We start from the raw sequence: 15,886 nt of genomic DNA, 5'->3' as shown, positions 1-15,886 counted from the left end.
CGCCCCCGGCCGAGCCCTCGGTTCCAGCAGGACCCGCACCGGCCTGCCCTCCCGCCCCCGCGGAGCGCGGCGCGCGTGCGTCGCGGGGTGTCGAGTTATGACGAAGGCCGGATGCCCCTGCACCGGCACCTGAAGAAGGCCGGACGCCTCGTGGGGCATCCGGCCTTCGTCATTGTCTGAGCTGAGGAGCGACGCACGCGCGACGCGCGACCCCACGAACCCCTACTCCCACTCGATCGTCCCCGGCGGCTTCGACGTCACGTCGAGCACGACGCGGTTGACCTCCGGCACCTCGTTCGTGATGCGGTTCGAGATGCGTGCGAGCACGTCGTACGGCAGGCGCGTCCAGTCGGCGGTCATGGCGTCCTCGCTCGACACGGGGCGCAGCACGATCGGGTGGCCGTAGGTGCGGCCGTCGCCCTGGACGCCGACCGAGCGCACGTCGGCGAGGAGCACGACCGGGCACTGCCAGATCTCGCCGTCGAGGCCGGCGGCCGTCAGCTCGGCGCGCGCGATCGCATCCGCGCGGCGCAGGGTGTCGAGCCGCTCCTCGGTGACCTCGCCGATGATGCGGATGCCGAGTCCCGGTCCGGGGAACGGCTGGCGCGAGACGATGACCTCCGGCAGGCCGAGCTCGCGGCCGATGGCGCGCACCTCGTCCTTGAAGAGCGCCCGCAGCGGCTCGACGAGCTTGAACTGCAGGTCGTCGGGCAGCCCGCCGACGTTGTGGTGGCTCTTGATGTTCGCCGTCCCCGAGCCGCCGCCCGACTCGACGACGTCGGGGTAGAGCGTGCCCTGCACGAGCCAGCGGATGGGCTCGCCGTCGGCGGCCGCCTCGGCGGCGAGGTCGCGCTCCGCCTGCTCGAACGCGCGGATGAACTCGCGGCCGATGATCTTGCGCTTCTCCTCCGGGTCGGTCACGCCGGCGAGCGCCTGCATGAACCGCTCGCGCGCGTCGACGGTCACGAGCCGCACGCCGGTGGAGGCGACGTAGTCCTCCTCGACCTGCCGCCGCTCGTCCTGGCGCAGCAGGCCGTGGTCGACGAAGACGCAGATGAGCTGGTCGCCGATCGCCTCGTGCACGAGCGCGGCGGCGACGGCGGAGTCGACGCCGCCGGACAGGCCGCAGATCGCTCGGTCGGTGCCGACCTGCTCGCGGATGCGCGCGACCTGCTCCTCGATCACGTTGCCGGTGCGCCAGTCGCCCGGGAGCCCGGCGATGTCGTGCAGGAACGACTCGAGCACGCGCTGGCCGTGCTCCGAGTGCCGCACCTCCGGGTGCCACTGCACGCCGGCGAGCCTGCGCTCGCGGTCCTCGAACGCGGCGACCGGGGTGTCGGCGGTCGACGCCAGCACCGTGAAGCCCGCCGGCGCCTCCGCGACCGCGTCGCCGTGGCTCATCCACACCGTCTGCGCGTCGGGCTGCCCGTTGAGCAGCGCGCCGCCGCCGTCGACCTGCATCGCGGTCGAGCCGTACTCGCGGTTGCCGGTCTTCGCGACGGTGCCGCCGAGCTGCGCAGCCATCACCTGGAAGCCGTAGCAGATGCCGAACGTCGGCACCCCGAGCTCGAGGATGCCCTCGTCGAGCCGCGGCGCGCCCTCGGCGTAGACGCTCGAGGGTCCGCCGGAGAGCACGATCGCGGCGGGATCCTTCGCGCGGATCTCGTCGGCGGTGATCGTCGACGGCACGATCTCGCTGTAGACGTCGGCCTCGCGCACGCGGCGCGCGATGAGCTGCGCGTACTGCGCGCCGAAGTCGACGACGAGGACGGGGCGCTGGGCGGTGTCGGACATCATGCCTCCGGGGCGGTGGATGCGGGAGCGGGGGCGGCCGCCGACCTGGCGGCCCTCTCGGCCTCCAGGCGGGCGAGGTCGGCGAGCGCGATGCGGTGCATCGGACGCTCGACGAAGAAGGAGAGGAACGGCACGACGCCGCCGAGCGCCATGGCGAACAGGCGCTTGAAGGGCCAGCGGAGCAGGCTCCAGAGCCGGAACGACGCGAAGAGGTAGATGACGTAGATCCAGCCGTGCACGATCAGGATGCCGAGCGAGATGTTGACGCCCTCGCCGAGCGAGGTGATCTCGCAGCCCATGCCGCCGGGCACGAACAGCGAGTACCACTGGCATCCGGCACCCGGCGCGACCGCCTCGAGGGCGAGCGGGCCGCTCGCCCCGAAGGCGAAGACCTCGACGTGCGTCGGCGAGTACTTCAGCACCATCTCCGCCACGAGCAGCAGCAGGAAGATGCCCGTCACCCACGACATCACGCGGTAGAACGTGATCGCCGTGCGGATCTGGGGCAGCTGTTCGATCGGTCTCGGCACGTCTCCAGCCTATCCGCGGGCCGTGTCGCCGCCCGCTGCGGCGGCCTCCGCTGCGTCCTCGATGGCCTCGACCTCGCGCTCGAGCGCGTCCTTCACGAGTCGGTACCAGAGGTAGAAGGCGAAGAGCATGAACGCGACCCACTCGATCGCGTAGAAGATGTTGAGGGCGTTGAGCTGCGTGTCGGTGACGGGGCGGACCGACACGATCGGCTCGCCGCCATCGGCGAGCGCGCCGGATGCGTCGGCCGAGGCGGCGTCGAGGATCGCGTACGACCCGTAGACGCGGCCGTCGTACGCCTCCCACTCGTTGATGAGCGCGGCGACGCTCATCGCCTCGACCTCGTCGGTCTGGATGTCGCCCTGCGTCGGCGCCTCGGACGGCATGAGCCTGCCGACGAGCTCGCCCGCGTCGGCGGCGCCGCGCTGCTCGACGAGCGCCTGCGCCGCGGCAGGATCCGCGAACCACGCGAGCGCGACGGGCAGCGAGACGGGGTCGGCGCCGTCCTGCGGCACGAGGATGCGCCCGACCGCCCAGGTGCCGATCCGGCCGTCCTGCGAGCGGCCGGCGAGCGTGTCGAAGTCCTCCGGCACCCACTCCCCCGTGAACGAGACCATGCGGCCGCCGGCCTCGCTCGTGAGCGTCGAGCCGGGCACGGCCACGCTCTTGAGCGGCACGGCGGTCTCGGTGTCGCGCTCATCCGCCTGGCCCTGCTCGACCGCGCGGGCGATCTGCCACTGGCCGAGCAGCGCGAAGACGGCGGCGACCGCGAGGCACGCGACGAGCACGCCGATCCAGCGGGGCCGCGTCGCGACCTGCCGGAAGGTGGGGAAGGGGGTGCTCATGCACCCCCGAGTCTACCGGCGTCGACCGGCGCGGCGGCGACCCGGCTGCCCGCTCGACGAGCGGGCAGCCGAGGCGCTCAGGCCACCGGCTCCTGCCTGGTGCCGACAGCACTCGCGGTCGGGAGCGCGCCGAGCGGCACGATCTCCGGCGCCTCGAGGCGTGCCCGGTCAGCCGACTCGTCGTCGGGCAGCTCCTGGCTCGCGAGCTCGGCGGCGACGCGCTTGTTGTAGGTGTTGATCTCCTTCTCGATGCGCGCCTCGTCCCAGCCGAGCGCATCCGCCATGATCCGGGCGGCGACGGGGGCGGCCGCGACGCCGCGGTCCCACGACTCGATCGAGATGCGGGTGCGGCGGGCGAGCACGTCGTCGAGGTGCAGAGCACCCTCGTGCGTGCAGGCGTAGCGCACCTCCGCGCCGATGTAGTCGTCGGCGCCCGGCAGCGGCTCGGCGAGCTCCGGCTGCTGCCGGATGATGTCGAGCACCTCGTCCGTGAGCGTGCCGTAGCGGTTGAGCAGGTGCTCGATGCGGTGCTTGTGCACCCCGAACGCCCGCGCGATCCTGGCGCGCTTGTTCCACGCCGCGCGGTAGCCGACGGCGCCGAGCAGCGGGATCTGCTCGGTGCACGAGTCGGGCACCTTGCCGTCCATCGCGCTCGCCGCCTCGTCGATCGCGTCCTTCGCCATCACGCGGTAGGTGGTCCACTTGCCGCCGGCGATGAGCACGAGCCCCGGCACGGTGTGCGAGACGTAGTGCTCGCGCGAGAGGTTCGCGGTCGACGAGCCGTCGCTCGCCGCGAGCAGCGGCCGCAGCCCCGCGTAGACGCCCTCGACGTCGCTGCGGGTCAGCTTCGTCGCGAGCACCGAGTTCACGTGGTCGAGGATGTAGTCGATGTCGGCCGCCGTCGCCGCCGGGTGCGCCTTGTCGAGCTCCCAGTCGGTGTCGGTCGTGCCGATGATCCAGTGCCGGCCCCACGGGATGACGAAGAGCACGCTCTTCTCGGTGCGCAGCAGCAGGCCCATCGACGAGTGGAAGCGGTCGCGCGGCACCACGAGGTGCACGCCCTTCGACGCCCGCACCTTGAATTCGCCGCGCGCGCCGACCATCGCCTGGGTGTCGCCCGTCCACACGCCGGTCGCGTTCACGACCTGCTTCGCGCGGATCTCGAACTGCTCACCGGTCTCGTAGTCGTGCGCCTGCACGCCGACGACCCGCTCGCCCACCTTGAGGAAGCCCTCCGCGCGCACGCGGCTCGCCACGTGGGCGCCGTAGAACGACGCGGTGCGCGCGAGCTCGGCGACGTAGCGGGCGTCGTCGACCTGGCCGTCGTAGTAGGTGAGGCCGCCGACGAGCGCGTTCGGGTCGAGCGACGGGATCTGCTTGAGCATCTGCTTCTTGGTGAGGTGCCGGTGCATCGGCACCCCCGGCTTCATGAAGCCCGTGTAGCTGAAGGCGTCGTACATCGCCATGCCCGCGCCGATGTACGCGCGCTCGATGAGCGGCGTCGTGAGCGGGTAGAGGAACTTGACGGGCTTCACGAGGTGCGGCGCGAGGCGCTGCAGCAGCAGGCCGCGCTCGATGAGCGCCTCCCGCACGAGGCCGAAGTTGGCCTGCTCGAGGTAGCGGATGCCGCCGTGGATGAGCTTCGACGAGCGGCTCGACGTGCCGGAGGCGAAGTCGCGCCCCTCGATGAGCCCGACGCGCAGGCCGCGCGTCACCGCGTCGAGCGCCGCACCGGTGCCGACGATGCCGCCGCCGATCACGAGCACATCGACCTCGCGCTCGCGGAGCGAGGCGATCGCGGCAGCGCGCTCCTCGGGGCCGAGCTTCCTCGACCGACTCACGCTGTTGGTGGTCTCAGCCATGGATCCTCCTTGGATGCGCGCCCGGATGGGCGGTCTAGCGTGGCGGGCTGCTCTCCACGACCACGTCGATCCGCTGGAACTCCTTGAGGTCCTTGTAGCCGGTCGTCGACATGGCCTTGCGCAGAGCGCCCATGATGTTCGCCGTGCCGTCCGCGACCGGTGAGGGTCCGTTGAGCACGACGTCGAGCGGGCCGACCTGGTCGACCTGCACGCGATTGCCGCGAGGCAGCTTCTGGTTGTGCGCCTCCGGGCCCCAGTGCCAGCCGCGGCCGGGGGCATCCGTCGCACGAGCGAGCGCGGTGCCGAGCATGACGCCGTCGGCGCCGCACGCGAGCGCCTTGACGACCTGCCCGGAGGTGCCGAGCGAGCCGTCGGCGATGACGTGCACGTAGCGGCCGCCGGACTCGTCGAGGTAGTCGCGCCGGGCGGCGGCGACGTCGCTCACGGCGGTCGCCATCGGGGCCGCGACGCCGAGCACCTTCTCGCTCGTCGAGGCCGCGCCGCCGCCGAAGCCGACGAGCACGCCGGCTGCGCCGGTGCGCATCAGGTGCAGCGCGGCGGTGTAGGTGACGACGCCGCCGACGACGACGGGCACGTCGAGCTCGTAGATGAACTGCTTGAGGTTGAGGGGCGCGCCCCGCTCGGCGGAGACGTGCTCGGCGCTCACCGTGGCGCCGCGGATGACCATGAGCTCGACGCCCGCCGCGAGCACCGTCTCGTAGTGCTGCTGCACGGCCTGCGGGCTGAGGCTGCCAGAGACGGGCACGCCGGCGTCGCGGATCTGCGCGAGGCGGTCGCGGATGAGCTCCGGCTTGATCGGCTCGGCGTAGATCTCGCGCATGCGGCTCGTCGCGAGGTCGGCGGGGAGGCGCGCGATCTCGGCGAGCAGCGGCTCGGGGTCGTCGTAGCGGGTCCAGACGCCCTCGAGGTTGAGCACGCCCACGCCGCCGGCCCTGCCGAGCGCGATCGCGGTGGCCGGGCTCGTGACCGAGTCGGTCGGGGCGCTCATGACCGGGATCTCGAACTTGAAGGCGTCGATCTGCCACTGCAGCGAGACGAGGTCGCTGTCGCGCGTGCGCCGTGACGGCACGATGCTGATGTCGTCGAAGCCGTACCCGGTGCGGGCGCGCTTGCTGCGGCCGATCTCGATCTCCGTCACCCGCCCAGCCTATCCCGCAGGGAGCGAGGGACGCTCAGGACCCGAGCACGCTCTTGATGCGCAGCAGCGCCGCCTCGAGCTCGACCCGCACGGACGCGGCCTTCGCGGTGCTCACGCGCTCGCCACGATCGGCGCGCGCGGCTTCGCGCACCTGCTGGCGGAACTCCGTGAGGGCGAGGTCGATGTCGTGGACCGCCATGCGCGCGGCCGCGCGCTCGGCCGGGTGGGCCGCATCCGCGGAGGTGCCGGCCTCCGTCCACGACGGCGCTGCCGGTGACGACGCAGGCCAGGAGTGCTCGGGCCAGGACGGCTCGGCCTCCGGCCACGGCGCGGACGCCGGGTTCGGCACCGAGCTCGAGGGGCTCGACCGCCGCTCGCGCGCGGACGGATCCGGCGCCGACGCGGGCGGTGTGTGCGCCTCGAACCAGCCCCGCTCCTCGCGCTCCGGAGGCGTGGGCGTGCTCGGGGTGGGCGGCGTGCCGCGCGCATCCCGCTCGGCGGCCGCGAGGTCGGCCCGCAGCGCCTGCATCGCGCTCTTCACGCCCGCGCGCACGTCCGACGCCATCCGCCGCACCGAGTCGGTGATCTCGCCCTCGAGCTCGCGCAGCTCGCCCTCGCGCGCCGCGAGCTCCGCGCGTCCCGCGTCGGTGATCTCGTAGGTGGTCTTGCGGCCGTCGGTCGACTTCGTCAGCAGCCCCTCCTCCTCGAGCTTCGAGAGCCGCGGGTAGATGGTGCCGGCGCTCGGCGAGTAGGTGCCGCCGAAGCGGTCGCTCAGCGCCTGCATGAGCTCGTAGCCGTGGCGCGGCGCCTCGGCGAGCAGGCTCAGCAGGTAGAGGCGCAGCGCGCCGTGGCCGAACACGGGGCTCATGCGTCCCTCCGCACGACCGTGACCGAGCCCGAGACGGTGTTCGCGGCGAAGCGGAAGGCGTTCGCGCCCTCCACGACCTCGGTGCCGCCGCGCTTCGGCACGGCCCGGCCGACGATGCGGCCGCGGCCAGAGACGGTGCGCGTGGTGGCCCGGACGCCCTGGTCGGCGTCGAGCCGGAGCGTCACGTCGGCCGAGACCGTGTTGACGGTGATGCTGCGCGGGGCGCCGTGCACGTCGAGCAGCACCTCGCCGCTGACGGTGTCGACGCCGACCTCCTGCAGCGCGCCGGTCGCGGTGACGCTCGCCGAGACGGCGTTGACCGCGAGCCGGCCGGCGCCGCCCGAGACCTCGATGTCGCCGGAGACGGTGTTGAGGTCGAGGTCGCCGCGGTGCGACTCCACCTGCAGCGGACCCGACACGGTGCTGAGCGTGGCGCGGGCGGCGAGGCCCGAGACCAGGGCGGATGCGCTGACCTGCCCGAGCGAGAGCGCGACGTGCCGGGGCACGAGGATGCTCAGCTCGACCTTGGCCCGCACGCCCACGAGCGCCTTCACCGACTCCCACACGTCGTCCCAGCTCACGCGGGGGTGCGAGATCGACAGCCGGCCCTGCTCGAGCGTGACGGTGAGGTCGCGTCCCTCGACGCGGTGGACCTCGACGCGGGCGGTCGGCTCGTCGTGGCCGACGATGTCGACGCTGCCGCCGACGATGCCGACGCGGAGCGCCGTCACCGCGTCGAGGTCGATGACGCGGCTCTCGCCCTCGGCGATCGTCCAGCGCTCGGTGATGGCGTCGGCGCCGGACGCCGATGCGCCGGATGCGCTGCGCGGCCTCGTGTCGCCGGTCTCGTGCTGCGTGTTGTGCTGGTCCATGGCTGCCCCCTCAGGCTCAGAAACGCGATATATCGCGTCTGCTGCAACACACGATATATCGCGTCTGGGCACCCCGCAACCCCTCCTCCTTCACCTGTGCTCGTCGGCGGTGGCCTGACCTCCGAGGGGTGGCACCACCCGCAACGGGTGGACTCTCCCGCGACGGGTGGCTTTGGCCGCGACGGGTGCGGCTGCAGCTCCACCTCTGGCGGGTTCACCCACCCGTCGCCGGGATGCGAGCGGTGGGCGCGCCGGCCAGCGGTGGGGGCACCCGGGACCGGTGGGCCCGCCCGCGAGCCGGGGCCGCACCCGCGAGCGGTCGGCGCGCCCGCGAGCGGTGGGCGCGCCCGCGAGCGGTGGGTGTGCCCGTGACGGGTGGGGCTGCAGCTCCACCTCTTGCGGGATAGCCCACCTGTCGCCGGGAAGCGAGCGGTGGGCGCGCCGGCCAGCGGTGGCCGCTCCCGGGACCGGTGGGCCCGCCCGCGAGGGGTGGGCCTGCAGCACCACCTCTCGGGGCTCAGCCACCCGTCGCCCGGATCGCGAGAGAGCGGCCCGGTGCAGCGTACGAACGGACTGCCACTCCTCCACAGCCCAGGCCCCCGGCGCACGCCGAGCGGCGACGGTGGGGCAAGGTGCACCGCGTGACCCTGCCGCTGTTCGACTCCCACGACGGCCCCGATCGCCGGCTCTTCGACGACGCGTCCTTCGCGCAGGTCCGGCGCGGCTGGTACGTCGAGCGCCAGGCGCTCGACGCCCTGCCACGGCACCGGCGCCACCTGCTCGAGGTCCGCGCCGTCGCCGCGGCGCGCCCCGGCGCGATCTTCGCGAGGGAATCCGCGCTCGCACTCGCCGAGCTCCCCTGCGGCGATCCGCGCGACGTCTTCACGATCGGCAGCGCATCGACCTCGGGCTTCGCGGCCTGCGTGCGCCACTCGCATGCCGTCGTCAGTGACATGGACGTCGTCGTCACCGACGGGATCGCGCGATGCTCCACTGCCTACGCGCTCGCCGACCTCGCGCGCCGCGGCCGGCAGGTCGATGCCGTCGCGGCGCTCGACTGGGCGCTCCGCACGCGCGTCGTCGAGCGCGACGAGGTCGCCGACGCGCTCGCCCGGCAGGGACCGAGAGGGCGACGGAGAGCGGCGTGGGTGCTCGCGTTCGCCGACCCGCTCGCGGAGTCTGTCGGCGAGTCGTGGAGCCGGGTGCTCATGCACCGGATGGGGGCGCCGACGCCCGAGCTGCAGCCGAGGGTCGCGACGTCGATCGGCGACCGGTTCCCCGACTTCCGATGGGAGCGGCCGGGGATGCGCCCGCTCGCCGGTGAGTCCGACGGCGCGCAGAAGTACGGCGTGCTCGCAGACGCGAACGGCATCCAGCCGGTCGACGCGGTGATCGCCGAGAAGCGCCGGGAAGACGCCATCCGGGAGACCCACGACATGGTGCGCTGGATGTGGGACGCGCTGCTCAACCCCGCGCGCCTCGCGGCGAAGCTCGCGCTGGCGCACCTGCCGGTGCGCACACCGCTGCTCCCCGGCTGGTAGCTGGCTCGAGCCTGCGACCGGTGGGGTCGCCAGCGAGGGGTGGCGATGCGGCCCCACCTTCCGCGGGCCGCGCCACCTGTCGCGGGCGGGGCCACCCGTCGCGGGCGGGGCCACCCGTGGCGGCAGACCGACCCGTTGCGGGCGGCCCAGGGACCGCGAGCCGGCCGAGCCGGCGGCCGCCCACTCGTGGTGTTAGACGGCGAGGGGTGGGCTGGCCCGCGAGGGGTGGCCGTGCGGGCCCACCTGTCGCGGGCAAGCCGACCCGTCCCGAGGGGCCCCACCTCAGGTCCGCGCGCCGCTACCTCTCGCGCGGGCCGCTACCTCTGGACGAGCCCGAGCAGGTCAGCGGCGGTAGTTCGGCGCCTCGACGACCATCTGGATGTCGTGCGGGTGCGACTCCTTGAGGCCGGCGGCGGTGATCTGCACGAAGCGGCCCTTCTGCTGCAGCTCCTCGATCGTGCGCGCGCCGGTGTAGAACATCGACTGCCGCAGGCCGCCGACGAGCTGGTACGCGACCGAGCCGAGCGGGCCGCGGTACGGCACCTGGCCCTCGATGCCCTCGGCGATGAGCTGCTCGTCGCTCGGCACGTCGGCCTGGAAGTAGCGGTCGCGCGAGTACGAGGTCTTCTTGCCGCGCGTCTGCATCGCACCGAGCGAGCCCATGCCGCGGTACGTCTTGAACTGCTTGCCGTTCACGAGCACCAGGTCGCCCGGGCTCTCGTTCGTGCCCGCGAGCAGCGAGCCGAGCATGACCGACGAGCCGCCGGCGACGAGCGCCTTCGCGATGTCGCCGGAGTACTGCAGGCCGCCGTCGGCGATGATCGGGATGTCGGTGCCCGCGTCGTGCGCGGCGCGCGCGGCGTCGTAGATCGCCGAGACCTGCGGCACCCCGACGCCCGACACGACGCGGGTGGTGCAGATCGAGCCCGGTCCGACGCCGACCTTCACGGCGTCGACGCCCGCCTCGATGAGCGCCGCGGCGCCCTCGTAGGTCGCGACGTTGCCGCCGATGATGTCGATGCCGCTGAAGCGCTCGTCGCCCTTGAGCTTCGCGACCATGTCGAGCACGCCCTGGCTCTCGCCGTTGGCGGTGTCGACGACGATCACGTCGACGCCGGCCTCCGCGAGCGCCACGGCCCGGTCGAAGGCGTCGCCGAAGAAGCCGATCGCGGCGCCCACGCGGAGGCGGCCGTGCGCGTCCTTCGTCGCGTTCGGGTACTGCTCGACCTTGTCGAAGTCCTTGACGGTGATGAGGCCGCCGAGGCGGCCCTGCTCGTCGATCAGCGGCAGCTTCTCGAGCTTCGTCTCGTGGAAGATCGCGAACGCGTCCTCGCGGGAGATGCCCACCTTCGCCGTCTTGAGCGGCGCCGCCGTCATGACGTCGCGCACGAGCGTGGTGGCGAACTCCTCGCGCGGCACGAAGCGCATGTCGCGGTTCGTGACGATGCCGACGAGCACCCCGTCGGGGTCGACGACCGGCAGGCCGGAGACCTTGAACTCGCCGCAGATGCGGTCGACCTCCTCGATCGTCGCGTCCGCGTGCGTCGTGACCGGGTCGGTGATCATCCCCGACTCGGAGCGCTTGACGCGGTCGACCATCCCGGCCTGGTCCGCGATGGAGAGGTTGCGGTGCACGATGCCGATGCCGCCCTGGCGGGCCATCGCGATCGCCATCCGGTCCTCGGTCACGGTGTCCATCGCGCTCGAGACGAGCGGGATCGCGAGCCGGATGTTGCGCGAGAGCCTCGTGCCGGTGTCGGCCTCGCTGGGAATCACATCGGTGCGGCCCGGGAGCAGCATGACGTCGTCGTAGGTCAGGCCGATCGGGCCGAACGGATTGCGCATCTCCATCGCTTCCATCGTATCTATTCGGTAACGGTCGTGCGGCATCCGCATGAAGAAGCGCACAAGAGACCCGAAAGTGGACGGCGGCCCTCGAAGCGGCCGCTACTGTTTCACCACCGATGTAACGGGCATCACGCGCAGCCCATTCCCTTGCGCCCGCGCGGCCCCACGGCATGGAGGACACGTGAAGACGTCCAGCAGACCGCGACGGAGCGGGCTGCGGCGAGCAATCGCCGTCGCCCTCGCCGTCATGGGCATGGTGGCGGGTGGTGCGACCGCGGTCGCCGCCGCGCCCCTGGCCACGACCGAGCAGCCAGCTCCGTTCAACTTCAACGGCATCGTCCGCGACGGGCAGACGCCCCTCGAGGGCGTCGAGATCACCGTGACCGGTGACGGCGTCGAGGAGACCGTGGCGACGGGGGCCGACGGCCGCTGGATCGTCGGGGTCCCGGCGGCGGGCACCTACACGGTCTCGATCGACACCGCGACGCTGCCCGACGGCGTGACGCTGCGGGATGCGTCGTTCGAGAGCCGGGAGTTCGAGGTCGGCGGATCCACCTCGGTCGGCGTGCTCTTCCCGTTCGCGAGCGCCGACGGCGCTCCGGCGCCCTCCCCGAGCGGCGGCGGCAGCCCCGGCGACGGCGGTGCGAGCGGTGCGCCGACGACCGGCGAGGGCGCGGCGCCCGGCGGCGAGGCGTCCACCGGCGCCGCGTCGAACGACTTCGGCTCGCAGCTGCTGTCGCGCATCATCTCCGGCCTCAACTTCGGCCTCCTGCTCGCCCTCGCCGCGATCGGCATCACGCTGATCTTCGGCACCACCGGCGTCAACAACTTCGCGCACGGCGAGCTCCTCACCTTCGGCGGCGTGGTGTTCTACGCCACGACGACCCTCGTGAACTGGCCGGTCTGGATCGCGATCATCGTGACGCTCGTCGCATCGGCCGCGCTCGGCTGGGTGCACGACTGGGGCATCTTCAAGCCCCTGCGCCGGCGCCGCGTCGGCCTCGTGCAGGTGCTCATCGTGACGATCGGCCTCTCGATCGCGCTCCGCTACATGTTCCAGTTCCTCATCGGCGGCGGCACCGAGGGCCTCTCGGTCGACCCCGGCCCCGTGCTCGAGGTCGGCCCGGTGCTCATGCGCACGTCGAACGTCGTCAGCACGGTGATCGCGATCGTGGTGCTCATCGCCGTCGGCCTGTTCCTGACGCGCACGCGCATCGGCAAGGCGACCCGCGCGGTGAGCGACAACGCGAGCCTCGCTGCGGCGTCCGGCATCGACGTCGACCGCGTGATCCGCATCGTCTGGGTGCTCGCCGGCCTCCTCACCGGTGGTGCGGGCATCCTCTACACCTACTTCATCGGCGCCAACATCAAGTGGGACGTGGGCTTCACGATCCTGCTGCTGCTGTTCGCCGGCGTCACGCTCGGCGGCCTCGGCAGCGCCTTCGGCGCCCTCGTCGGGGCGGTGGTGATCGGCCTGGTCACCGAGATCTCGACGCTCTTCCTCGCACCCGACCTCCGGTATGCGATCGCGCTGCTCGTGCTCATCCTCGTGCTGCTGTTCCGACCGCAGGGCATCCTGGGTCGCAGGGAAAGGATCGGCTGACATGGACTTCCTCAGCGTCCTCAACACCGCCGCGGGCGAGATCCTCTCCCCCACCACCGCCGCGTTCGCGCTCGCGACCATCGGCCTCAACGTGCACTTCGGCTACTCCGGCCTGCTGAACTTCGGCCAGGCGGGCTTCATGGCGATCGGCGCGTACGCGTTCGCGATCTTCACGATGATGGCCGACCCAACCGCGACGCTCGGCTGGCCCGCGTGGCTCTCGTTCCTCGCGGCGATGCTCGTCGCGATCGTGTCCGCCGTGATCTTCGCGCTCATCCTCGGCATCCCGACGCTGCGGCTCCGCGGCGACTACCTCGCGATCGTCACGATCGCGGCCGCCGAGATCGTGCGCTTCACCGTCCGCACGCAGGACCTGACGAGCATCACGGGCGGCTCGCAGGGCCTCCGCGGTCAGGACTACAAGGGCGACTTCGACGCGATGAACCCGCTGACCGGCACCACCTACGGCTTCGGGCCGTGGACCGCCACGGCGTACGACACCTGGGTGCGCATCATCGCCTGGTCGCTCGTCATCGTCGCGCTCGTGCTCGTCTGGCTGCTCATGCGCAGCCCGTGGGGCCGCGTCATCAAGGGCATCCGCGAGGACGAGGACGCCGTGCGCTCGCTCGGCAAGAACGTCTACAGCTACAAGATGCAGGCGCTCGTGCTCGGCGGCACGCTCGGCGCGATCGCGGGCGTGATGTTCGTGCTCCCCCGAGCCGTGCAGCCCGACAACTTCGCGACCACGATGACCTTCTACATCTGGACCGCGCTGCTGCTCGGCGGCGCCGCGACCGTCTTCGGTCCGCTGCTCGGCTCGATCCTCTTCTGGGTGCTGCTGTCGTTCACCGGCGGCGTCATCAACGTGCTGCACGGCATGGGCCTCTTCGGCGACATGAGCGGCTCGCAGGCCGGCCAGATCCGCTTCGTGCTCATCGGCGTCGCACTGATGCTCCTCGTGATCTTCCGACCACAGGGCATCCTCGGCAACAAGAAGGAGCTGTCGTTCAATGTCTGACACGACCACGCCCCCGGTCACGCACCCGCTCGTCGACGGACCCGTCGGCCCGGGCTGCAAGAAGGTCGACCCGATCGTCATCGCGGATGGCGTGATCCGGCAGTTCGGCGGCCTCACGGCCGTCGACGTCGCGCACGTCGAGATCCCGCGCGGCAGGATCACCGCCCTCATCGGCCCGAACGGCGCCGGCAAGACGACCTTCTTCAACCTGCTCACCGGCTTCGACCGCCCGAACAAGGGCAGCTGGTCGTTCGAGGGCCAGTCGCTCGCGCACGTGCCCAGCCACAAGGTGGCGCGGCGCGGCATGGTGCGCACGTTCCAGCTGACGAAGTCGCTCGGCCGCCTCACGGTGCTGCAGAACATGCTGCTCGGCGCGCGCGACCAGCGCGGCGAGGGGCTGTTCGCAGCGCTCGTGAAGCCGCTGTGGAAGGCGCAGGAGCAGGCCAACACCGAGCGGGCAGACAACCTGCTCGCGCGCTTCAAGCTCGACGAGAAGCGCGAGGACTACGCGGCGTCGCTCTCGGGCGGCCAGCGCAAGCTGCTCGAGATGGCGCGCGCGCTCATGAGCGAGCCGACGCTCGTCATGCTCGACGAGCCGATGGCGGGCGTCAACCCGGCCCTCACGCAGTCGCTGCTCGACCACGTGCGCGGCCTCAAGGACGACGGCATGACCGTGCTGTTCGTCGAGCACGACATGCACATGGTGCGCCACATCTCCGACTGGGTGATCGTCATGGCTGAGGGCAAGGTCGTCGCCGAGGGCCCGCCCGAGACGATCATGCAGAACCAGGCGGTCGTCGACGCGTACCTCGGCGCCCACCACGACACCGACCTCGGCACCCTGACGAACCAGCAGGTGGCGGAGATCCACGAGGCCGCCGAGGACGAGGTGCCCGTCGACCCCGACGCGCCCTCGACGACGGCGGATGCGTCGCGCGACGCCACGACGGACGCCCACCAGGAGGGCCAGCGATGACCACGACCGGAGCCAGCTCGGCGACCACCCCGGTGCTCGAGACGAAGGAGCTCGTCGCGGGCTACCTGCCGGGCGTCAACATCCTCAACGGCTGCTCGATCGTCGCGAACCAGGGCGACCTGATCGGCATCATCGGCCCGAACGGCGCCGGCAAGTCGACGCTGCTCAAGGCGGTCTTCGGCCAGGTGAACGTCCGCGAGGGCAGCGTGCTGCTCAACGGCGACGACATCACCGGGCTCAAGGCCGACAAGCTCGTCGGCAAGGGCGTCGGCATGGTGCCGCAGAACAACAACGTGTTCCCCTCACTCACGATCGAGGAGAACCTCGAGATGGGCCTGTTCCAGCAGCCCAAGCTCTTCAAGGAGCGCTTCGAGTTCGTCGGCGGGCTCTTCCCGGAGCTCGTGAAGCGGCGCCGCCAGCGCGCCGGCAGCCTCTCCGGCGGCGAGCGCCAGATGGTCGCCATGGGCCGCGCGCTCATGATGGACCCCGCGGTGCTGCTGCTCGACGAGCCGAGCGCCGGCCTCAGCCCGGTGCGCCAGGACGAGACGTTCCTGCGCGTGGCGGAGATCAACAGCCACGGCGTGACCATCGTGATGGTCGAGCAGAACGCGCGCCGCTGCCTGCAGATCGCCCACCGCGCCTACGTGCTCGACCACGGCAAGGACGCCTACACGGGCACCGGCCGCGAGATGCTGAACGACCCGAAGGTCATCCAGCTCTACCTCGGCACGCTCGCGACCGACGTCGAGGAGAAGGCCAGGACCGAGGCGCACCCGACGGTCGATCCCGCCGTCTGATCCCAGCACGTCGACGAGGGGCTCCGCTGCGGCGGAGCCCCTCTCTCGTGCCTCCGGGACCGCACCGGGCGCTGCGCGCCGCTCCCCCGCGCGATTCCGCACGTGCCCTGGATGCCCGACACCACCTGCGGCTGGCGCGCGCGCCGCCCTGGCGCTCGGCATGGGCGTCGTGCGC

12 protein-coding genes and 1 pseudogene are annotated in these 15,886 nt (G+C 72.1%); 5 read left to right on the top strand and 8 right to left on the bottom strand.

Annotation, left to right across the window (positions count from 1 at the left end; genetic code table 11):
* Positions 1-222 precede the first annotated feature (222 nt).
* The 7 genes and pseudogenes from guaA to EDD26_RS07335 all read right to left on the bottom strand — a co-directional run bounded on the left by guaA (position 223) and on the right by EDD26_RS07335 (position 7,928).
* On the bottom strand, positions 223-1,794 hold the full coding sequence (guaA, locus tag EDD26_RS07365) for a glutamine-hydrolyzing GMP synthase (RefSeq protein ID WP_123697112.1): 1,572 nt from the start codon (positions 1,792-1,794) through the stop codon (positions 223-225).
* On the bottom strand, positions 1,794-2,324 hold the full coding sequence (locus EDD26_RS07360) for a DUF3817 domain-containing protein (protein WP_245989800.1): 531 nt from the start codon (positions 2,322-2,324) through the stop codon (positions 1,794-1,796). The genes guaA and EDD26_RS07360 overlap by 1 nt, the downstream gene beginning before the upstream one ends.
* 9 nt (positions 2,325-2,333) lie before the next feature.
* On the bottom strand, positions 2,334-3,167 hold the full coding sequence (locus EDD26_RS07355; RefSeq protein ID WP_123697111.1) for an SURF1 family cytochrome oxidase biogenesis protein: 834 nt from the start codon (positions 3,165-3,167) through the stop codon (positions 2,334-2,336).
* A gap of 77 nt (positions 3,168-3,244) precedes the next feature.
* Positions 3,245-5,029 carry a glycerol-3-phosphate dehydrogenase/oxidase gene (locus EDD26_RS07350; protein ID WP_123697110.1) on the bottom strand — a complete coding sequence of 595 codons (1,785 nt, stop codon included), beginning with the start codon at positions 5,027-5,029 and terminating at the stop codon, positions 3,245-3,247.
* A 34-nt stretch (positions 5,030-5,063) separates the two neighbouring features.
* Entirely contained in the window at positions 5,064-6,188 is a 1,125-nt protein-coding gene (locus EDD26_RS07345; RefSeq protein WP_123697109.1) for a GuaB3 family IMP dehydrogenase-related protein, read from the bottom strand.
* Between the two features lie 481 nt (positions 6,189-6,669).
* Positions 6,670-7,056, bottom strand: a pseudogene (locus EDD26_RS14940) (PadR family transcriptional regulator); the annotation flags it as partial.
* Entirely contained in the window at positions 7,053-7,928 is an 876-nt protein-coding gene (locus EDD26_RS07335; protein ID WP_123697108.1) for a DUF4097 family beta strand repeat-containing protein, read from the bottom strand. The gene EDD26_RS07335 and the pseudogene EDD26_RS14940, both read right to left, overlap by 4 nt.
* Before the next feature lie 641 nt (positions 7,929-8,569).
* Between EDD26_RS07335 and EDD26_RS07330 the strand changes: the two genes are divergently transcribed.
* A complete protein-coding gene (locus tag EDD26_RS07330) occupies positions 8,570-9,469 on the top strand; it encodes a hypothetical protein (protein WP_148058719.1) in 900 nt (299 codons plus the stop codon).
* A 342-nt stretch (positions 9,470-9,811) separates the two neighbouring features.
* Here EDD26_RS07330 and guaB read toward each other — a convergent pair whose 3' ends face one another.
* Positions 9,812-11,320, bottom strand: a complete 1,509-nt coding sequence (guaB, locus tag EDD26_RS07325; RefSeq protein ID WP_123697106.1) for an IMP dehydrogenase — start codon at positions 11,318-11,320, stop codon at positions 9,812-9,814.
* Positions 11,321-11,498: 178 nt separating this feature from the next.
* Here guaB and EDD26_RS07320 point away from each other — a divergent pair, with 178 nt between their 5' ends.
* Genes EDD26_RS07320 through EDD26_RS07305 form a run of 4 tightly spaced genes read left to right on the top strand, consistent with a single transcriptional unit; the run spans position 11,499 to position 15,711 of the window.
* Entirely contained in the window at positions 11,499-12,920 is a 1,422-nt protein-coding gene (locus EDD26_RS07320) for a branched-chain amino acid ABC transporter permease (protein ID WP_170165568.1), read from the top strand.
* A gap of 1 nt (position 12,921) precedes the next feature.
* Positions 12,922-13,938 (top strand): branched-chain amino acid ABC transporter permease, encoded by a 1,017-nt coding sequence (locus EDD26_RS07315; protein WP_123697104.1) that lies wholly within the window; start codon positions 12,922-12,924, stop codon positions 13,936-13,938.
* Positions 13,931-14,914 carry an ABC transporter ATP-binding protein gene (locus EDD26_RS07310; protein WP_123697103.1) on the top strand — a complete coding sequence of 328 codons (984 nt, stop codon included), beginning with the start codon at positions 13,931-13,933 and terminating at the stop codon, positions 14,912-14,914. Before EDD26_RS07315 ends, EDD26_RS07310 begins: the two co-directional genes overlap by 8 nt.
* Entirely contained in the window at positions 14,911-15,711 is an 801-nt protein-coding gene (locus tag EDD26_RS07305) for an ABC transporter ATP-binding protein (RefSeq protein WP_123697102.1), read from the top strand. Before EDD26_RS07310 ends, EDD26_RS07305 begins: the two co-directional genes overlap by 4 nt.
* Positions 15,712-15,886: the final 175 nt, after the last annotated feature.

Source organism: Agrococcus jenensis (genome assembly GCF_003752465.1).
Taxonomy (GTDB): Bacteria; Actinomycetota; Actinomycetes; order Actinomycetales; family Microbacteriaceae; genus Agrococcus; species Agrococcus jenensis.
Note: the sequence above shows the minus strand (reverse complement) of the source record. Positions and strands in the feature narration are given on the sequence as shown.